Raw genomic sequence first — 18,792 nt, forward strand, 5'->3', positions numbered from 1 at the left:
TTTATAAGAATAAAACCTTGAATAAATTCAAGGTTTTATTTTAAAAGAGCAAAAATAATATAAAAAATAACCGCTTGTATTAAATTATTCTACCATTTTAGTTACATACAACGTAATCCCATCAACACGTTGAACCTGTACTTTATCACCTAAATTAAGCCCTATTCCCATCACTCGCCAAGTGGTATCGCCAAACTTACCTCTAGCAACGCCATTTTCCAGTATTTCAACAATTATACCTTGCATACCAATCATTGATTGCTCTCTTGAATTGAGCGATGTAGATTTATCATCTTGTTTATCTTTAGTATGTTGATATTTCCACCAAATCAAGCTAAAGACAATGGCTAGAATAGCGAAGCCACTAATTTGAATACTCACAGATAAATCAGGCAATAGCCAAACCAGTATTGCCAGCAAAATGGCAGAAAATCCCCACCACATAATCAATACGCCTGGAATAATTAATTCTAAAGCAAGCAATACAAAGCCTAAAATTAACCAACTACTCCAGTTAAATAGCCAATCCATATTTTCTCCTTGCTAAAAGCAGAACTACTTACTGCTATTTTTAGTGTTTTTTAATAATTCAGCAATACCTGCAACAGAACCAATTAAATTGCCCGCTTCGAGAGGCATTAACACTACTTTACTGTTTTCTGCCGAACCAATATCTTTTAATGCATCAGTGTATTTTTGAGCAATGAAATAATTAATTGCGGTAGTATCCCCTTTTGCAATAGCGTCAGATACCATTTGAGTTGCTTTTGCCTCCGCTTCCGCTGCACGTTCACGAGCTTCCGCTTGTAAGAATGCTTCTTGGCGTTCCCCTTCAGCTTTTAAAATACGAGATTGCTTTTCACCTTCTGCACGTAGAATTTCAGCTTGTCGGATACCTTCTGCTTCCAAAATATCTGCACGTTTATTGCGTTCAGCTTTCATTTGAGCGTTCATCGCAGCCACTAATTCTTTTGGCGGACGAACATCACGAATTTCAATTCTAGTTACTTTTACGCCCCAAATATTGGTTGCCTCATCAACAATCGAGAGCAAGCGACTATTAATGACATCACGTTGTGAAAGCATATCATCTAAATCCATCGAACCTAACACAGTACGCATATTTGTCATTGTTAAATTGACAATCGCCTGTTCTAAATTATTCACTTCATAAGCTGCCCGACGAGCATCAATGGTTTGAACAAAGCAGACTGCATCAATAGACACACTGGCATTATCACGAGAAATAACTTCTTGCGATGGAATATCTAATACCTGTTCCATCATATTGATTTTTCGTCCAACTCTATCAATAAAAGGTAAAACAATATTTAGTCCCGGTGTAAGGGTTTTGGTGTAACGTCCAAAACGTTCGATTGTCCAATGATAACCTTGTGGCACAATTTTGATGGTTGAACTTAATGCTACCAACACCAATATTGCAAATGCAGCACCTAAAATCGGTAAATCAAATTCCATCTTTTTCTCCTTTAAATAAACAATTAAATTTCAATAGGTAGTTGCCAATTAATTGGGGATATTTCTTTTGAAATCAAGTAATTATTTGCTTTTGAGAAATGTTTACAGCCAAAAAAACCACGATAGGCCGAAAGTGGCGAAGGGTGTGGTGAAGTCAGCACGAAATGGCGGTTACGGTCAATAAACTGCCCTTTTTTCTGGGCGTGGCTGCCCCATAAAATAAATACCAAATTATCACGATGTTCATTTAATTGTGCAATCACTTTATCGGTAAACATTTCCCAACCAATTTGTGAATGCGAGCCTGCTCTGCCCTGTTCTACCGTTAAACTGGTGTTAAGCATAAACACGCCTTGCTTCGCCCATTCCACCAAGTAACCGTGGCGAGGAATTTGGAAGCCTGCAATATCGTCCGCTAATTCTTTATACATATTGACTAACGAAGGCGGCGGTGCGACTGGCGGTTTCACCGAAAATGCTAATCCGTGTGCTTGATTTGGTCCGTGATATGGATCTTGTCCCAAAATCACCACTTTTACATCACTAAACTCAGTTAAGGCAAATGCACTAAATACCTCACGCTGAGGAGGATATATAGTTTTTCCTAGCAATCGTTCATTATGAACATATTTCAAAATCTGCTGGAAATAGTTTTTTTGCTTTTCTTCACCTAAGGCTTCAGTCCAAGTTTTCATAAAAATGCTCACATTTGATTATATTTCATACAAGTAAAATAATTTAAGCGAAAAATGGTTAAATTTTTATCGCTTTTTATCTCAAAAAAGGTACAATGATTTTCAAATAAATTTGAATTTTTAAAATTTTTTCGTAATTTTTAATTTCACTCTATAGGAGAACTAAAATGATCAAAGGCGTACAAATCACCGAATCAGCAAACAGCAACTTACTAAACTCTTTTTGGTTATTAGATGAAGCTAAAAATGAAGCTCGCTGCTTAGCAGCTAAAGCAGGCTACCAAGAAGATCAAATCGTTGCCATCAGCGAATTAGGCGACATTGCATATCGTGAAGTTCCTGTGAATGTCGCTCCAACCATTAAAGTAGAAGGCGGTCAGCACTTAAACGTAAATGTTTTACGCCGTGAAACATTAGAAGATGCCATCCAAAACCCTGAAAAATATCCTCAATTAACGATTCGTGTTTCAGGTTATGCCGTTCGTTTCAATTCATTAACACCTGAACAGCAACGCGATGTTATTACCCGTACTTTCACTGAAAGCCTATAATAACAGCTTTTAACGCTAAGAAGCACCCACACTGGGTGCTTTTTTTTATGCTTATACAAAGCCTTACAAGCGGTCAAAATAGCCGTTAAATTTACAAAAATTTTTAAATAAATTATTGACACTGTTTTTTTACCCAGTAAAATGCACCTGTATAAAAATACAGAAAAAGGATTCTGCAATGGCTTCATTAAAACAAATTTCAACTCAAGCGTTATCACACCAAGCTATTCCACTTTATCGGGACTTTAATAGCAACCGTTCTGTAAAACTCGATCTTAATTCATTATGTATTAAACGTCCGACAGATACATTTTTTATTCATATTAAAAATCCAAATTTAATTGCCTGGGGAATTGAGCTTGATGATTTACTCATTGTCGAAAAGACCGATCAATATTTAGTTAATGATTTATTAGTTCTTGAGAAAAATGGTGAATACAAATTCTACCAATTCTTTAATGAAATTAAGAACGAACAAGACATTAATGAAAAAATATTATTTTCATTAGAGATCAGCGAGAAAAACCTGAGAATTACAGATTGGAGCGAAGTGAGCATCTCTGGTGTAATCACAAATGTTGTGCATCAAATGCGTACTCGTGGAACATTTACACAGACTAAGCTACCTGCAGCCTAAATAATAAACGAAAAAGGCACTTCATTTAAATTTAGCCTTGTTCTTATAATTATAAAGTAAAGATTAAATTATTCGGCGAGACTGAGTGTAAGTTCTTGACCAGTAGCTTTCTGATAATGAACTGGTAGTCACACCACGGCTAGAACTGGCGTGAACAAATTTACCGTGACCAATATAAACACCAACGTGGTTATTTTTACGAAAGAAAACTAAATCGCCTGGACGTAAATCTGATTTTGAAATTGAACGACCAAGGCTACGTTGCTCTGCAGTTGTTCGGGGTACATATTTATTGAAGGCTTTGTCCATTACTTCACGGACAAACGCAGAGCAATCAATACCTGCTTTAGTTGTGCCGCCCATACGATAACGTGTACCAGCCCAATTACGATAAACATAATTAATACGACTTACACTGTTAGAAGGCTGTTCTAAACGAGGGGAATTCTTAGGGAGTTTTTTTGAGATAGAATGCTGAGATAATCTTTCTGCCTTACTTGCAATAATTTTATTTGGTATGGCTTTCTTTGTGCTTAAACTAGCGACGGCAGTGGAAGAATAAATGCCCCCAAAAGCAAAAATGAAAATAATAAATAACGGTTTTATAATTGTGACAAAAAGGGGGCTCTTCATAATTAATATCTCATCTCGCTAGAACAATATAAAAAACAAATGTCTGGATTGCTCTAGACAGACTAATCTGACCTATACAACCTATTTTAGTTCTAAGGTGCGAAGAAATTTTATTTCATCTGCCCAAATTTCAGGCGAAGTTGTCTCTAAAATAAGTGGAATGCGATCGAAATTTGGGTTTTGCATAATAAATGCAAATACTTCTGTACCAATTGTGCCTTCTTTTAAAGTATGATGCCTATCCACTCGGCTACCTAATGACGTTTTTGAGCCATTTAAGTGCATACCTCTTAAATAATCAAAACCAACTGTTTGGTTAAAATCGTTAAATACGTTTTCACTTCTTTCGTACGAACTAATATCATAACCCGCAGAAAATAAATGACAGGTATCTAAACATACCCCGACTCGGCTTTTATCTTCTATTTGTTCAATAATGTTTGCTAAATGGTCAAAATGCCACCCCAAATTAGAACCCTGCCCTGCCGTATTTTCAATTACGGCAATAACATTTGGCACAGCCTCCACTGCAATATTGATAGATTCTGCAATTCTAGCCAAACAATCCAATTCTGAAATTTTCTTTAGGTGTGAGCCTGGATGGAAGTTCAGTAATTTTAAACCAAGCTGATTAGCTCTTGCCATCTCATCAATAAATGCAGTGCGAGACTTTTCTAATGCCTCTGCTTCTGGGCTACCTAAATTAATCAAATAGCTATCGTGTGGTAAAATCTGTTCTGCTGAAAAATGGTGTGCTGCACAAAACCGCTTAAATTTTTCAATCGTATCGGCATTGAGTGGTGGTGCTTGCCACTGACGTTGGTTTTTAGTAAATAATGCAAAGGCGTTTGCTTCAATTTCTACTGAACGAAGAACCGCCTTTTCTACACCACCTGAAGCACTCACGTGTGCACCAATATATTTCATTCTGTCCTCTCTTATGTTCTGCTATACTAATAGCACTTTAATTCTCAATCTAAGACTATGAGCGAAATAACCATTAACGATTTTTCACTACTTTGCCGCCTGTTCGGCAATTTATTTTACCGCAACCCAACAGATCCCATTCTAGCAGGCACATTTAACTGGCTTGCTCAAGGCGGATTACGCCAACACTGGGCATTAAGCACCGATGCACAAAGCGAAAATGCATTGAATATTTTGCAAAAGAGTGCTAACCCTACGCAATTAGAAACAAGCTATCAAGCACTTTTTGCAGAAAATGGGGCTATTGCTACAACAATTTCAGCCTATGGTTTATCCGTTGCAGATTTTGTCGCATTTCGTCAAGAACGAGCAATGCCTGAATTAGAAAAGGAAGATCATATTGCATTATTACTTTTAACCGCTTCGTGGATTGAAGATAATCTAGATTCTACCCTCGCACAAAAAGCATTGTTTGAGCAATTTTTACTCCCTTGTATCAGTCAGTTCTTAGGCAAAGTTGAAGCCTTTGATAGCGGATTTTATAAGGCACTTGCGCAATTATCTCGTGATGCCCTAAGCGCAATGGCTGATGAGCTTGAAGAATGCGAGCAAGCATCAGTATAATAAACAACCACTTCAATTAGAGGATTTGGATATGAACATAGTAAAATTGAGTTTACCGCTCTCGCTTTCATTCATATTAACTGCGTGTATATTCACGCCTGAACAACAAGCTGAACGCCGAGCAAAACAAGTACGAGCAGAACAAGATTTACAGGTGCAACTGGCAAAAAAGTGTGATGCAGAAACGGCGGAGCTCCTATATCAACAATTTAATCCACCCCTAAGCCAAACAGAGAAAGAAGAAGCGGCATTTAAAAAACGTTATGCTAAAGCAGTGAATGATCCGATGTTTCAAGCTTGTTACAAAATGGCTTGGCAAAACTATAAGTCACAATTAGAGCTGGAAGAAATACGTTGGAATTATGATAGAGAGCGATATTGGGGCATACCTTACTGCTATTATTGCTGGTAAGTCTGAGCGTACAAGCGGTCATTTTTTGCAAAAAATTAACTAAAAATGACCGCTTGTTGATTAGAATAGAATTATTTTACGTTTTTTTCCACCCAATCTAGGAAACGTTTTTGCGTTTGTTTATCTGCTTTTTGGAATAAAAGCTGTAATTCAGATTCTGAAACTTTGTTTGTATCTACAACAATTTGTCCTTTTGCTTCAAGTGGTGCAGTCGCAAACGTTTTAACAGACGCTACTTTTTTAGCTAAATTATATTTGCTTAGATTTTCTTCCACTCTGGTTTTTGCTAAAAAGCCTTCACCTTTTAACAAGTCTTGCTTATGGGAAATCACTTTTCCAGAATCTGTTTTAATGGTGATTGCTTGATTCTCTTGGAATTTGCGAAGATCCAACTTTGAGCTCAATCTTGGTATTTCAATCTTGGCATTTTCTGCTGTTCCTTGAAAGGTCAAAATAATTTGCTCTGACGTAAAGAAATCGTCGCCAATTGTTCCAGCCACTTCCACTACCACTTGGTGAGTTTTATTTTCACTTATTTGTACTGAAGTAGTGCCTACTTTCATCTTTTTTCCATCCAACGCTAAAATTTCTACCATTGGTGAGGAACTTAATGTACCCGCTACCCCGATAGAACTTACCGCTAAAGTCGCGATCGCTAATGCCATTTTGGTTAATTTCATTTCAAACTCCTAACATAATAAATCGTGCCTATCCTATGCTAATTTGAATAGAAATAGCAATGTTTTATTTGATTTGTTATTGAATTTGCTTATTATAGGCGTAATTTATTTAACTGGAACAAAACTATGAGTGATGAACAGCAAAGTGTAAATATCAATACAACGGAAAAATCAGAAAAAAAATCCATTTTACACACGCTATTTGGTAATCTTTTTCAAAATGAGCCTAAAAACCGTGAAGATTTAGTTGAGGTAATCCGAGATTCTGTCGAAAACGAGCTAATTGACAGTGCAACCAAAGAGATGCTTGAAGGTGTAATGGAGATCTCTGAATTGCGTGTTCGCGATATTATGATTCCCCGCTCACAAATTGTATTTATTGATGCTAATGAGCCTTTAGAAACCTTTATTGATGTGATTGTTGAGTCTGCACACTCTCGCTTCCCTGTTGTGCGTGACGAGAAAGATACAATCGAAGGCATTCTCCACTCAAAAGATTTACTCAAATTCCTACGCTCTGATTCTGAGCCATTTAATCTGCAAGAAATCCTTCGCCCTGCCGTTATTGTGCCAGAAAGTAAACGATTAGACAGGATGTTAAAAGAATTCCGCTCTGAGCGTTTTCATATGGCAATCGTCGTAGATGAATTTGGAGCAGTATCAGGTTTAGTGACGATTGAAGACATCCTTGAACAAATTGTTGGTGATATTGATGATGAGTTCGACGAAGAAGAAGTGACACCCATTCGCCAACTTTCAAGACACACTTATGCCGTGTTGCCCCTCACTGATATTAAGAGATTCAATGAGTTTTTCTATACTCACTTTAACGATGAAGAGGCAGACACCATTGGTGGGCTTGTAATGAAAGCCTTTGGCTACTTCCCTAAACAAGGCGAACAAATTGAGTTAGATGGGCTAGAATTTAAGGTGACTTCTGCAAATAGCCGCCAGTTAATTCAGCTACGAGTGACCTTTTCCGATGAACACTTAGAGAAAATGGAACAACGTTCGCAAAGCGAAGAAGAATAATCGATAATTTAAAAAGGCACCTTTAGACGTGCCCTCTTATTTACTTAACTAGATGATGAATTTTGCAAAAAATCCCCCAATTTTAACCGCTTGTATTACGGCTCTGTTGCTAGGGGCATTAGGTACTCTTGCCTACTCCCCTTTTGATATTTGGATCATTGCTTTTGTTTCAAGTACTGGCTTAATGTGGGCAGCCACACTTGAACACAAAAAAACAGCATTATGGGCAACATTTGCTTGGTCTATCGGTTATTTCTGCACTGGTGTGAACTGGGTGTCCGTGAGTATGACTCAATTTGGTGGCATACCAGTTACGCTAAGCTATCTCGCTGTTTTGCTACTGGCTTGCTATTTAGCCATTTATAATTTGCTCTTTAGCTTTCTCTCATACAAACTCAAGCTAAATAATCCGTTTGCTCTTGCGGCCATTTTCACTTTCACCGAATATTTACGTGGCGCGGTATTTACTGGCTTTCCTTGGTTACAATTTGGTTATAGTTTGATTGATAGCCCATTTGCGGGCATTGCCCCCATTTTCGGGGTAGAGGGATTAACTTTCCTTGTCATAGTAACAAGTAGCTATTTAGTCAATATAGTGAAAAAAGAGTGTCGCATTGCTTCGTCCTTTGCCATACTATCGGTCATTCTTTCGATAAGCGTTGCCACTCGTTTTCTCAACTTTGTGCAAATTAATGAAGAAAAACAACCGCTTGTCATAAGTCTAGTGCAAGGCAATATTGAGCAGAAAATGAAATGGGATCCGAAGCATTTTAACCATAGCGTTCAAACCTACGAACAATTAATTCTGCCCCATTTAGACAGCAGCGATGTCATTATTCTGCCTGAATCTGCGATTCCTTCTCTTGAAAATCAAATTGTTGGCATTTTAGAGGCCTGGGATAATCTCTCTTATCAAAACAATAGCGAGATTATCATCGGCACACTCTATGAAAATGAAAAACAAGAATTATTTAACAGTGCAGTACTATTAGGGCAAGATAAGGCTTATGATTTACACAAAAATGAACGCTATAACAAGCACCATCTCGTCCCATTTGGCGAATATGTGCCATTCGGCTCAATATTAAATTGGATGCGAGAAGTCTTTATTCTGCCGATCAATCTTTCGCAAGGTCATTTTATTCAAAACCCCATTATTGCTAAAAATCATCGTTTTAATCTGGCAATCTGCTATGAAATTATTTTTGGTCATCAAGTTCAACAAAACCAAAAAAGCCAGAATGCGGATTATCTCTTAACCATTACAAATGATGCCTGGTTCGGTTCAAGTATCGGTCCTTGGCAACATTTCCAAATAGCAAGAATGCGAGCTTTAGAACTAGGCAAACCGCTTTTACGTGCGGCAAATACTGGCATTACTGCAGTTGTTGATCCGAGAGGGAAAGTGGTACATCAACTACCGCAATTCACTGCTGATGTACTTACTGCAACCATTCAGCCAACCAAAGGCGATACGCCTTTCAAACAATTTGGCACTTGGTTGATTTATGGGCTAAGTCTGCTCTGTTTTATCGGCAGCTTACTGTTGAGAAAGAAATAAAAAATCCCCTTAGAATGCTAAATTCTAAGGGGATTTTTTAAGCAATCAAACTATAATGCCTTTAATAGGTTAGCCATTTCGATCGCAACCATTGCACACTCTTCGCCTTTATTGCCTGCTTTAGTGCCTGAACGTTCAATCGCTTGCTCTAGATTTTCTACCGTTAAAATACCGTTGATAATTGGCACGCCCGTTTCTAATGCCGTAGTGCTGATCCCCTTTGCAGATTCATTTACCACCACATCATAATGGCTAGTTGCACCACGCACCACCGCACCTAAACAGATAATCGCATCATATTTACCACTTTGTGCCATTTTTTTCGCCGCAATCGAAATCTCTAATGCCCCTGGCACCCAAACGGTGTCAATGTTTTCTGCCTCTACACCGTGACGCAATAGCTTATCAATCGCACCATTTAATAGCTGATCGATAAAAATTTTATGCCAATTAGTTGCCACGATACCAAATTTTAAGCCTGTTGCAATATAGTTACCTTGAAATGTTGCCATTGTTTGTTTTCCTTACTTTAAAAATAAATTTGATATTTCAATTAAGAGCGACAAGCGGTCATTTTTCACTAAATGTTTGCAAATTACCCTTGTACCAGAGAATTTTCATTAAAAATTAAACATATGTCGCATTTTATGCTGTTTTACTTTGAGGTATTCTAAATCATGTTTGTTTGGTTCAACCATAATTGGCTCACGGGCGACTACATTTAAGCCCTGCTCAATTAACCCTTCAATTTTTGCTGGGTTATTAGTTAATAAACGAATAGATTTCACACCCAGTTTTTCAAACATTTGAGCCGCAATGTAGTATTCACGCTCATCATCTTTAAAGCCTAGTGCAAGATTGGCCTCCACCGTATCCATTCCTCTGTCTTGCAATTCATAAGCACGCAGTTTGTTGATTAAGCCAATACCTCGCCCTTCTTGACGTAAATAAAGTACGATACCTCTGCCTTCTGCTTCTATTTGATTCATCGCGGCGGCAAATTGTTGTCCACAATCGCAACGTTGTGAACCAAACGCATCGCCTGTTAAACATTCTGAATGAATACGGCATAACACATTTTCGCCATTGCCAATATCACCTTTTACTAAAGCGACGTGTTCTTTGCCAGATAAAGTTTCCACAAAGCTATGGGCTTTAAATTCACCATATTTAGTCGGCATATTCACAACCGAGACCTCATCAACTAGACTATCGTGTTTTCTACGATACTCCTGCAACTGCTGAATGGTAATAAACGGCATATTATGCTCTTTCGCAAAGGCTTGGAGTTCGGGCATTTGCATCATCGAGCCATCTTTTGACATAATTTCACAACAAAGCCCTGCTGGTTTTAAGCCTGCAAGGCGAGCTAAATCTACCGTTGCTTCCGTGTGCCCATTACGCACTAATACGCCGCCCTCTCTTGCCACTAAAGGGAAAACGTGTCCTGGACGGCGGAAATCTTCTGCTTTTGAATGTTCATCTAACATCTTCATACACGTTAAAGAACGCTCAAAAGCCGAAATACCAGTACCTGTTTCAATATGATCGACAGAAACTGTAAACGCTGTTTGATGATTATCTTTATTTATCACCACCATTGGGTGAAAATCCAATCTCTCAGCAATCTCTGAAGAAATCGGCGTGCAGATCAATCCTTTACCATATTTCGCCATAAAATTAATATTTTCTGACGTAGCAAACTCCGCCGCACAGATAAAATCACCCTCGTTTTCTCTATCTGCATCATCACTGACTAAAATAATTTTACCTGCGGCAATTGCTTGAATAGCTTCTTCTACAGTTGAAAATTTAAACATTATTTATCCTTTTAAAATCCTGCATTTTTTAGAAAATCAATCGTTAGTTTACTCGGTGGGTTTTCAGGTTCTTTTTTCAATAAAAACTGTTCGATATATTTACCGACAATATCGTTTTCTAAATTCACAAGGCTACCGATTTTTTTCGAGCCTAAATTTGTTTCTTTAATCGTATGCGGAATAATCGATACACGAAATGATTCGTCATTCACATCAACTACTGTTAAACTAATTCCATCAATAGTAATTGAGCCTTTTTCAATAATATAACGCATTAATTTCGGTGCGGTTTTGATGCGATACCAGATAGCATTATCTACTGGAGTAATTTCGACAACTGAGCCAATACCATCAATATGCCCCGATACAATATGCCCACCAAAACGCCTATTTGCCGCCATTGCACGCTCAAGATTGACTGGGCTATTGATGCCCAACTCACCAAGCGATGTGCGTTTTAGCGTTTCTGACATCACATCGGCGGTAAATTGTTCTTTCGTAAAAGAAGTGACCGTCAAACAAATACCATTTACCGCAATACTATCGCCTAATTGCACATCCGTAAGCACTTTTTTAGCTTTTACCGCAACCACGGCAAACTCACCCTGTTTTTTAATTTGCACGATTTGACCAACTTCTTCGATAATGCCTGTGAACATTTTTCTTCCCTACTTAACCACATAATCCAATAAAAGATCTTCACCAACCTGCTCTGTAGATTTCAATTCTAATTTTACTGCTTGAGCTAAATTGCCAATCCCCTCGCCCCCAATCGGCGTTTTAGCATCTCTTCCACCAAGCAATTTGGGGGCAATATAGCAATGCACTCGGTTTACACAACCTGCTTTTAATGCACTAAAATTCAAGCTTGAGCCGCCTTCAATCAACAGGCTGTCAATTTGCATTTCGCCTAGTTTTTGCAAAAGATTAAGCAAATCTACCCGCTTGTTATCAGCTTTTGTTACCACAATTTCCACACCGTATTGTTGGTATGCGTTGTGAGCTTCCGCATTATTATTGGTTGTCGCAATGATTGTGCGGTATGCTTTGGCGGTTTGTACCAATTTGCAATCTAGTGGCGTTCTTAACTGACTATCGCAGACAATTCTGACGGGTTGTTTTGCATTAGGCATTCTGCTATTTAACATCGGGTCATCCGCCAACACCGTTTCTACACCAACCATAATTGAGCTGTACTGATGGCGAGTTTCTTGCACTTTCGCTCGTGCTTGTTCGCCCGTAACCCATTTTGATTCGCCCGTGTAGGTAGCTATTTTGCCGTCTGCCGTCATTGCATATTTCAACAACACATAAGGGCGTTTAGTTTGAATGTAGTGAAAGAAAATGGGATTTAGCTCATCACACTCCGCACGCATAAAATCTTCAATTACTTCTATCCCAGCCGCTTTTAACTGCTCAATGCCTTTACCTGAAACAAGAGGATTCGGATCACGAGACCCGATAAACACCTTTTTAATTCCTCGCTCAATCAATAAATTAGAACAAGGTGGCGTTCGTCCGTGATGGCAGCAAGGCTCAAGGGTAATATAAGCTGTTGTTCCGTTTAAATCTTGCTCGGAGCGTAAAATCGCATTACGTTCGGCATGCCACTCACCATACTTTTCGTGATAGCCACTAGCAACAATTTTGCCATCTTTCACAATCACACAACCCACTAAAGGATTTGGATTCGTCCAGCCTTTTGCTTTCTTGGCAAGTTCAATGGCATAAGCCATATATTGTGCGTCTTTCATATAGTATTTTGATAAATGGAGGGCGTGATGAATAGATCACTTTTAACCACAAGCGGTTAAATTTCATAAAAATTTTACTTGTGCTAAAAGTAACGAAGCCTTGAAATCTCACGATCTCAAGGCTTGCAAAAAAGGAATGAAAAACCACCGCTTGCGCCGTGCTTTCCACATAATAACCTCTTCTTCCATCCAGACTATACTGTCGGTACTGGAGTTTCACCAGTTCCTGCCAAACCTTTTTCGTTTCGCTCGCGGACTTTACCGCCGATCGGGAATTTCACCCTGCCCTGAAGATTAAAATTTGCGAGAATTCTGCTTGCATTCCCATTTAATGTCAAGCAAGAATTAGGGCAAACTCTGCTGAATTTAACGATTGATTAAATTGCTAGAACCTACTGTTTTGGTATGTTGAGTTTTTTTAATATAAATCAAATTTTCCCTTGTTTTTCCTAAATTCATCCTCATAATGGGATAACGAGATTTTAGGAGAGAGCAAATTTATGGCACCAAGAAAAAAGAAAGCGATTGAATTACCACTACTTCCATTGCGTGATGTGGTGGTTTTCCCTTATATGGTGATGCCGTTATTTGTAGGTCGTGAAAAATCAATTCAAGCCCTACGCTCGGCGATGGATTCAAATAAACAACTGTTTTTAGTTACCCAACAAGATCCGAATAAAGAAGAACCGAGTAAAGATGATATGTATTCGGTTGGCATAACAGCGAATATCATTCAAATGTTAAACTTGCCAGACGGCACTGTGAAGGTGTTAGTTGAAGGGCAAACTCGGGCAAAAATCGAACAAATCTATGATGATGAAAATGGTTTTTGGGCAGCCATTCAACCGCTTTATTCTGAATATGATGAAGATAATGAAGAATTAAAAGCCATTGCCAAAACAACTCTGACCGAATTTGAAAATTACGTTAAAAACAATAAAAAAATTCCAGCGGAAATTATTCCTAAATTGCAAAAAATTACGCATGAAGACCGTTTAGCCGATACTATAGCCTCTAACTTAATTTCCCCTGTAAAGAAAAAACAGGAACTGCTAGAGCAACTCAATCTGGTCGCTCGTTTTGAAAGCTTATTAATTGCAATGGCAACGGAAATGGACACGCTTGAAACTGAAACCCGTATCCGTAACCGTGTGAAGCAGCAAATGGAGAAAAACCAACGTGATTACTATCTCAATGAACAAATCAAAGCAATTCAAAAAGAGCTGGGTAATGGCGATGACGTTGAGCAAAGCGAATTAGATAAGCTCAAAGAGAAAATTGATGCGACTAAATTACCCACAGAAGTTAAAGACAAACTTGATGGTGAATTTAGAAAACTAAAAGCTATGCCACAAAACTCTTCTGAAGCGACGGTTGTGCGTACTTATATCGACTGGATTTTACAAATGCCTTGGCATAAAAAATCCGCCGTAAAAAAAGATTTAGCACAAGCTCAGGAAGTGCTAGACAAAGACCACTACGGTTTAGAACGAGTGAAAGATCGCATTGTGGAATATCTTGCGGTACAAAGCCGTTTAAATAAATTAAAAGGCCCAATTCTTTGCTTAGTTGGCCCGCCAGGCGTAGGTAAAACCTCGCTTGGACAATCTATTGCGAATGCAACAGGCCGTAAATATGTGCGTATGGCGTTAGGTGGCGTGCGTGATGAAGCGGAAATTCGAGGACATCGCCGCACTTACATTGGCTCAATGCCAGGTAGCCTAATGATGAAAATGGCGAAAGTTGGCGTGCGTAATCCACTATTCTTATTAGATGAAATAGATAAAATGGCACAGGATATGCGTGGAGACCCAGCTTCAGCGTTACTTGAAGTGCTAGATCCAGAGCAGAATAAAGCCTTTAACGATCACTATTTAGAAGTAGATTATGATTTATCTGATGTAATGTTTGTAGCAACTTCAAACTCAATGAATATTCCGCCAGCGTTGCTAGACCGTATGGAAGTGATTCGTCTTTCAGGCTATACCGAAGATGAAAAAATGCACATTGCCCGTGATCACTTATTGGCTAAACAGCAAGAAAATAACGGACTAAAAGAGGGCGAGCTCACAGTTGAAGATAGTGCAATTTTAAGCATTATCCGCTACTACACACGTGAAGCAGGCGTGCGTGGGCTTGAACGTGAAATTGCTAAAATCTGCCGTAAAGCCGTAAAAGCCTTAGTGTTAGATAAAAAATTAAAATCAATTACAGTTTCTGAGAACAACATTGAAGATTATTTAGGGGTAAAACGTTTTGATTACGGCAAAATGGATAATCAAAACCGCATTGGCGAGGTCACAGGCTTAGCGTGGACCGAAGTTGGCGGTGATTTACTTACCATTGAAACCGCTTCGGTTGCTGGTAAAGGCAAATTTTCTTACACCGGCTCACTAGGCGATGTAATGAAAGAGTCTATTCAAGCAGCAATGGTAGTTGTGCGTTCTCGAGCAGAAAAATTAGGCATTGCAGAAGATTTCTACGAAAAACGAGACATTCACGTGCACGTGCCAGATGGAGCAACACCGAAAGATGGACCAAGTGCAGGTATTGCAATGTGTACCGCACTAATTTCAAGCCTAACCGGCAATCCTGTTCGCAAAGAAGTGGCGATGACGGGTGAAATCAGCTTACGGGGTAAAGTGTTACCAATCGGCGGATTAAAAGAGAAATTACTGGCTGCTCATCGAGGGGGCATTACAACCGTTATTATTCCAAAAGAGAATGAAAAAGACTTAGAGGAAATCCCAGAAAATGCCAAAGCTGCATTAAGCATTCACGCAGTGGAAACCATTGATGAAGTACTGGCAATTGCTCTTGAAAACCCACCAATGGGTATTGAGCTGTTATCCAAAACGGACATCAAAGTGAAAAAAACACGAGCGAAAGCAACCGTCCAATAATAACGAAAGGTGCAGAAATGCACCTTTATTTTTTATACAAGCGGTCTAATTTTTGATCTATTTTGCAAATTTTTATAAAAATCTGACCGCTTGTTATTATGTGGTTTTAGACAAAAGTGCCCAAAATGCCTGAATAATCGGTTCTTGCAGACGCTTTTGCTGAACACAGACTCCAAGTTCAAAAGGTGTAATAGGCGAGGGTAAATTCAGATAAGAAACTTGATTATTCATTGGGCTATGCTTAATCACCACATCAGGCAACAACGCCACACCAAAACCAAGTGCAACCATCGGCAATATTGCCTCGTGCCCTGTTACGGTGGCATAAATTCTCGGCTCTTTAATTTTTTGCTCTTTAAACCAGCGGTCAATACGTTTTCTGACTGGTCCATTCGCTGGAAGAATAAAGGGAATCTTTTTCCAATCAATCGGCGATTGTTGTAGAAACTGTGTAGCTTGGCAAGCAACACGAGGAGCAATAATGGAAAGTGCGATATCATCAATATAATGAAAGATAATATTATTCGGTAGCAATTCTGGCTTGCCTGCAATGGCAATATCGGCAGTCAGCGATTGCACTTCGTGTAGTGCTTGTGCTGGATCGCCTGTGGTTAGCTTAATATCCACCTTCGGATACTTTTGCCTAAAATGCGATAAAATAGGTGGCAAATGGCTATAAGAAGCAGTGACAGAACAAAATACTTTTAGCTCCCCCTCCAACTCCCCGTGTAAAGGAGAAAGCTTGTGCTGGAGCTGTTGCCACTCTGTCCAACCTTGTTTTGCAAATTCTAAGAATTTTTCACCCGCTTCAGTCAAATGAACCTGTCTATTATCCCGCAAAAACAAAGGCTGCCCCAGCTCTTCTTCCATACGCTGAATATGGCGAGTAAGGGTTGAGGCAGTCATATAATTTTTATCCGCACTGCGGATAAAACTACGGCTTTGGGCGATGTCTAGAAACAGCTTAAGGCTTTGAAAGTCCATTTAATTTAGCCATTCAGGTTTAATCTGCTCTGGTGAAATTTCATTAATATTTTCTTTATAAAATAGAATATGAGTTTCTGCTTTGCTCATAGGCTTCCAATGTGTCCAGTTTTCTTGTCCATCTCCATATAATGCAATGATTTTTTTATTTAAGCCTGAAGCGATATGGACGGTTGAAGTGTCTGGTGAAATTAACCAATCCGCATAACGAATAAGCTCAATCGTGTGGAAAATATGTTTGGTATCAAACACAAAAACTTGGTCAAATTGTTTTGAAATTGCTTTCAATTTTTCCAACACATCAGGATAACTTAGCAATATAAGCGGTCTATTTGGAACAATTTTTTGCAAATGGGAAATATATTTTCCCATATTTTCATCATTGATTTTACGAGAGCTTGAAGCACCAAAAAAGTTGATGGCAATATAATCTTTTAGTTGTTTTTGGTCTAAGAAATCACAAATTTCTGCATTTGCAGTTGAATGATAAGGAATATCATATTGCATATTTTCAACCACAATGCCCAATTTTTCTAATGCTTGTTGATAAAGTTCAGAAAAATGACATTCTTGCTCCAAGCTGATATTAAAAATTTGATAATCAGATTTTTTGTAACCAATATAGCTTTTAGCATTGATCAATCGGAGTAACAATAGATCTCGATTTCTTAGCATAACTGTAGGGTCAATCACCACATCATATTGTTCTTGACATAGATTTTTTCCACATTGAATATAATCTAAAATATCTTTCCGTTTAACTCGATAACATTGATCAATATAGGGATTTTGCTCAAATAAATAGGCTTGCTTTTTATCACAAACCACCCCAATTTTTAGATTAGGATTATACTTTTTGAGTTCTCTAAATACGAAGGAACTGACGATATAGTCGCCGATCTTCCCATCTTGACGAAGGAAAAGAATCTTATTCAGTAATCTCAACGAAGAATCTTTTGATTTCTCTATATCAATCAGTTTTTTACCCAGTGATAAACGGAGTTTTTGTAGAACAGCTTTTAATTTCATATTAGTTTATATTTTCTATTAAATAATTCTTAAACCAAATAATTGCCTGAGCAATTTCAAAATCTTCTGTTAAATTTGAATTTGTCCCTACATCATTTTTTGTGAGTACCCTAAAATGAGGTGTAGTAGGTAATAATAATGGTTCCCAAGCCCCCATATTAGGCATACTCTTAGCAAAGAAGCTTAATAACGGCTTTTGAAAAGCACACGCAATATGTAGAGCACCGCCATCTACCGCAATAACAAAATCTGCACTCGCCACTAAAGAGATATATTCACTCAATGACTGCTTAGGGGATAATCGAATATTCAGATGTGGGCAATATTGTTGAAGATTTTGATAATACTCTTGAGCTAATTCTGTATTGCTTAGAATAATATCAATGTATTCTATGTTGTCTGTTACAGATTGATTAAGTAATTCTGCTAATTCTCTAACAGGAATATATCGTTTACTTCCATAAGGAGATAATAGTATTCTAAATGTTTTCTCCCTCCATATCTGAGATGCTTTTAGATCATATTCTGGCTCAGTATTTAGCACACTATATTCAATAGATAAACGATTATTAGCGTTAAATCCCGAATTTAACAAATAATGGCTTAATTTATCACTAGCCTCTTGCGGGTAGTGAAAATTATAATTCTGAATGGTTTCAAGATTGTAATATTTTTTATGATACTTCCGAAAAATAACAATATACTTTGGATTAATAATCCTATCCATTAATAACGAAGAGGAATTAAAGTTATTTTCAAAATCAATAACCAAATCCCATTTTTTATAATTTCGAATGTAATCTAAAAAATTTCTATACACATAACTATCAACCAGCTGAGAATTTTCATAGATTACTTTATTAGCAGATGCTACAACAACACCAATTTTTGCATTAGGATAGCGTTTTTTCAGCTGCTTTATATGTGCTGTATGGACTACAGCGTCACCAATCGCCCAACCAAGTGGACGTATGAGAATAGAATTGATTTCTGTAGTATGCAATATTTTATCATCAAGAATATTTCTTTTCTCTAATAAAAAAAGCATTAATTTTTTGAAGATCTTCATTG

At 38.0% G+C, this 18,792-nt stretch carries 20 protein-coding genes and 1 riboswitch; of the genes, 7 read left to right on the top strand and 13 right to left on the bottom strand.

The window, feature by feature from the left end; genetic code table 11:
- Positions 1-84: 84 nt before the first annotated feature.
- Genes HV560_RS09235 through ung form a run of 3 tightly spaced genes read right to left on the bottom strand, consistent with a single transcriptional unit; the run spans position 85 to position 2,174 of the window.
- Positions 85-531: an NfeD family protein gene (locus HV560_RS09235; RefSeq protein ID WP_176810213.1), complete on the bottom strand. Its 447-nt coding sequence runs from the start codon at positions 529-531 to the stop codon at positions 85-87.
- 24 nt (positions 532-555) lie between these two features.
- Complete coding sequence (locus tag HV560_RS09240) at positions 556-1,479, bottom strand: SPFH domain-containing protein (RefSeq protein ID WP_176808772.1); 924 nt, start codon at positions 1,477-1,479, stop codon at positions 556-558.
- A gap of 23 nt (positions 1,480-1,502) precedes the next feature.
- On the bottom strand, positions 1,503-2,174 hold the full coding sequence (ung, locus tag HV560_RS09245; RefSeq protein WP_176812708.1) for a uracil-DNA glycosylase: 672 nt from the start codon (positions 2,172-2,174) through the stop codon (positions 1,503-1,505).
- A gap of 167 nt (positions 2,175-2,341) precedes the next feature.
- Between ung and grcA the strand changes: the two genes are divergently transcribed.
- Together grcA and HV560_RS09255 are read left to right on the top strand one after the other, a co-directional pair.
- Positions 2,342-2,725, top strand: a complete 384-nt coding sequence (gene grcA, locus HV560_RS09250) for an autonomous glycyl radical cofactor GrcA (RefSeq protein ID WP_176808774.1) — start codon at positions 2,342-2,344, stop codon at positions 2,723-2,725.
- 178 nt (positions 2,726-2,903) lie between these two features.
- Entirely contained in the window at positions 2,904-3,362 is a 459-nt protein-coding gene (locus HV560_RS09255; protein ID WP_176812709.1) for a LexA family protein, read from the top strand.
- Positions 3,363-3,425: 63 nt separating this feature from the next.
- On the opposite strand, the gene HV560_RS09260 is transcribed toward HV560_RS09255, so the two are convergent.
- Positions 3,426-3,995, bottom strand: a complete 570-nt coding sequence (locus HV560_RS09260) for a C40 family peptidase (protein ID WP_159630689.1) — start codon at positions 3,993-3,995, stop codon at positions 3,426-3,428.
- 81 nt (positions 3,996-4,076) lie between these two features.
- Positions 4,077-4,922, bottom strand: a complete 846-nt coding sequence (gene nfo, locus HV560_RS09265; protein WP_176812710.1) for a deoxyribonuclease IV — start codon at positions 4,920-4,922, stop codon at positions 4,077-4,079.
- A 57-nt stretch (positions 4,923-4,979) separates the two neighbouring features.
- On the opposite strand from nfo, the gene HV560_RS09270 reads away from it, so the two are divergent.
- The gene (locus HV560_RS09270) at positions 4,980-5,546 is read left to right on the top strand and encodes a TorD/DmsD family molecular chaperone (protein ID WP_176812711.1); all 567 of its coding nucleotides are present in this window, start codon (positions 4,980-4,982) and stop codon (positions 5,544-5,546) included.
- 31 nt (positions 5,547-5,577) lie between these two features.
- Entirely contained in the window at positions 5,578-5,958 is a 381-nt protein-coding gene (locus HV560_RS09275; protein WP_159630695.1) for a hypothetical protein, read from the top strand.
- Positions 5,959-6,029: 71 nt separating this feature from the next.
- Here the strand turns inward: HV560_RS09275 and HV560_RS09280 are convergent, their stop codons facing one another.
- On the bottom strand, positions 6,030-6,638 hold the full coding sequence (locus tag HV560_RS09280) for a DUF2057 family protein (RefSeq protein ID WP_176812712.1): 609 nt from the start codon (positions 6,636-6,638) through the stop codon (positions 6,030-6,032).
- Positions 6,639-6,764: 126 nt separating this feature from the next.
- On the opposite strand from HV560_RS09280, the gene corC reads away from it, so the two are divergent.
- Both corC and lnt read left to right on the top strand, forming a co-directional pair.
- The gene (gene corC / locus HV560_RS09285) at positions 6,765-7,670 is read left to right on the top strand and encodes a CNNM family magnesium/cobalt transport protein CorC (protein ID WP_176808781.1); all 906 of its coding nucleotides are present in this window, start codon (positions 6,765-6,767) and stop codon (positions 7,668-7,670) included.
- Between the two features lie 55 nt (positions 7,671-7,725).
- Entirely contained in the window at positions 7,726-9,231 is a 1,506-nt protein-coding gene (gene lnt / locus HV560_RS09290; RefSeq protein WP_176812861.1) for an apolipoprotein N-acyltransferase, read from the top strand.
- 50 nt (positions 9,232-9,281) lie between these two features.
- Here the strand turns inward: lnt and ribH are convergent, their stop codons facing one another.
- From ribH to ribD, 4 genes are all read right to left on the bottom strand, one after another.
- Complete coding sequence (gene ribH, locus HV560_RS09295; RefSeq protein ID WP_176808782.1) at positions 9,282-9,743, bottom strand: 6,7-dimethyl-8-ribityllumazine synthase; 462 nt, start codon at positions 9,741-9,743, stop codon at positions 9,282-9,284.
- Between the two features lie 108 nt (positions 9,744-9,851).
- Positions 9,852-11,051, bottom strand: a complete 1,200-nt coding sequence (locus HV560_RS09300; RefSeq protein ID WP_176808783.1) for a bifunctional 3,4-dihydroxy-2-butanone-4-phosphate synthase/GTP cyclohydrolase II — start codon at positions 11,049-11,051, stop codon at positions 9,852-9,854.
- A gap of 11 nt (positions 11,052-11,062) precedes the next feature.
- A complete protein-coding gene (gene ribE / locus HV560_RS09305) occupies positions 11,063-11,710 on the bottom strand; it encodes a riboflavin synthase (protein WP_176808784.1) in 648 nt (215 codons plus the stop codon).
- A 9-nt stretch (positions 11,711-11,719) separates the two neighbouring features.
- On the bottom strand, positions 11,720-12,805 hold the full coding sequence (ribD, locus tag HV560_RS09310; RefSeq protein ID WP_176808785.1) for a bifunctional diaminohydroxyphosphoribosylaminopyrimidine deaminase/5-amino-6-(5-phosphoribosylamino)uracil reductase RibD: 1,086 nt from the start codon (positions 12,803-12,805) through the stop codon (positions 11,720-11,722).
- Between the two features lie 173 nt (positions 12,806-12,978).
- Positions 12,979-13,104: riboswitch (FMN riboswitch) on the bottom strand.
- 201 nt (positions 13,105-13,305) lie between these two features.
- On the opposite strand from ribD, the gene lon reads away from it, so the two are divergent.
- Positions 13,306-15,708: an endopeptidase La gene (gene lon, locus HV560_RS09315; protein WP_176812713.1), complete on the top strand. Its 2,403-nt coding sequence runs from the start codon at positions 13,306-13,308 to the stop codon at positions 15,706-15,708.
- 96 nt (positions 15,709-15,804) lie between these two features.
- On the opposite strand, the gene ilvY is transcribed toward lon, so the two are convergent.
- From ilvY to HV560_RS09330, 3 genes are read right to left on the bottom strand one after another with little or no spacing between them, the layout of a single operon-like run.
- Positions 15,805-16,692: an HTH-type transcriptional activator IlvY gene (ilvY, locus tag HV560_RS09320; protein ID WP_159630711.1), complete on the bottom strand. Its 888-nt coding sequence runs from the start codon at positions 16,690-16,692 to the stop codon at positions 15,805-15,807.
- On the bottom strand, positions 16,693-17,721 hold the full coding sequence (locus HV560_RS09325) for a glycosyltransferase family 9 protein (RefSeq protein WP_176812714.1): 1,029 nt from the start codon (positions 17,719-17,721) through the stop codon (positions 16,693-16,695).
- A 1-nt stretch (position 17,722) separates the two neighbouring features.
- Positions 17,723-18,790, bottom strand: coding sequence for a glycosyltransferase family 9 protein (locus HV560_RS09330; RefSeq protein WP_176812715.1), 1,068 nt, complete (start codon positions 18,788-18,790; stop codon positions 17,723-17,725).
- Positions 18,791-18,792: the final 2 nt, after the last annotated feature.

This window comes from Mannheimia pernigra (assembly GCF_013377995.1).
In the GTDB taxonomy this organism is placed as follows: domain Bacteria; phylum Pseudomonadota; class Gammaproteobacteria; order Enterobacterales; family Pasteurellaceae; genus Mannheimia; species Mannheimia pernigra.

Coding starts and splice junctions, on each gene's coding strand:
- HV560_RS09255 (WP_176812709.1), top strand. CDS start 2,904: ATGGCTTCATTAAAACAAATTTCAACTCAAGCGTTATCACACCAAGCT.
- ribD (WP_176808785.1), bottom strand. CDS start 12,805: ATGAAAGACGCACAATATATGGCTTATGCCATTGAACTTGCCAAGAAA.
- nfo (WP_176812710.1), bottom strand. CDS start 4,922: ATGAAATATATTGGTGCACACGTGAGTGCTTCAGGTGGTGTAGAAAAG.
- ung (WP_176812708.1), bottom strand. CDS start 2,174: ATGAAAACTTGGACTGAAGCCTTAGGTGAAGAAAAGCAAAAAAACTAT.
- lon (WP_176812713.1), top strand. CDS start 13,306: ATGGCACCAAGAAAAAAGAAAGCGATTGAATTACCACTACTTCCATTG.
- HV560_RS09260 (WP_159630689.1), bottom strand. CDS start 3,995: ATGAAGAGCCCCCTTTTTGTCACAATTATAAAACCGTTATTTATTATT.
- HV560_RS09240 (WP_176808772.1), bottom strand. CDS start 1,479: ATGGAATTTGATTTACCGATTTTAGGTGCTGCATTTGCAATATTGGTG.
- HV560_RS09325 (WP_176812714.1), bottom strand. CDS start 17,721: ATGAAATTAAAAGCTGTTCTACAAAAACTCCGTTTATCACTGGGTAAA.
- HV560_RS09330 (WP_176812715.1), bottom strand. CDS start 18,790: ATGAAGATCTTCAAAAAATTAATGCTTTTTTTATTAGAGAAAAGAAAT.
- corC (WP_176808781.1), top strand. CDS start 6,765: ATGAGTGATGAACAGCAAAGTGTAAATATCAATACAACGGAAAAATCA.
- ilvY (WP_159630711.1), bottom strand. CDS start 16,692: ATGGACTTTCAAAGCCTTAAGCTGTTTCTAGACATCGCCCAAAGCCGT.
- grcA (WP_176808774.1), top strand. CDS start 2,342: ATGATCAAAGGCGTACAAATCACCGAATCAGCAAACAGCAACTTACTA.
- ribE (WP_176808784.1), bottom strand. CDS start 11,710: ATGTTCACAGGCATTATCGAAGAAGTTGGTCAAATCGTGCAAATTAAA.
- HV560_RS09235 (WP_176810213.1), bottom strand. CDS start 531: ATGGATTGGCTATTTAACTGGAGTAGTTGGTTAATTTTAGGCTTTGTA.
- ribH (WP_176808782.1), bottom strand. CDS start 9,743: ATGGCAACATTTCAAGGTAACTATATTGCAACAGGCTTAAAATTTGGT.
- lnt (WP_176812861.1), top strand. CDS start 7,726: ATGAATTTTGCAAAAAATCCCCCAATTTTAACCGCTTGTATTACGGCT.
- HV560_RS09280 (WP_176812712.1), bottom strand. CDS start 6,638: ATGAAATTAACCAAAATGGCATTAGCGATCGCGACTTTAGCGGTAAGT.
- HV560_RS09275 (WP_159630695.1), top strand. CDS start 5,578: ATGAACATAGTAAAATTGAGTTTACCGCTCTCGCTTTCATTCATATTA.
- HV560_RS09300 (WP_176808783.1), bottom strand. CDS start 11,051: ATGTTTAAATTTTCAACTGTAGAAGAAGCTATTCAAGCAATTGCCGCA.
- HV560_RS09270 (WP_176812711.1), top strand. CDS start 4,980: ATGAGCGAAATAACCATTAACGATTTTTCACTACTTTGCCGCCTGTTC.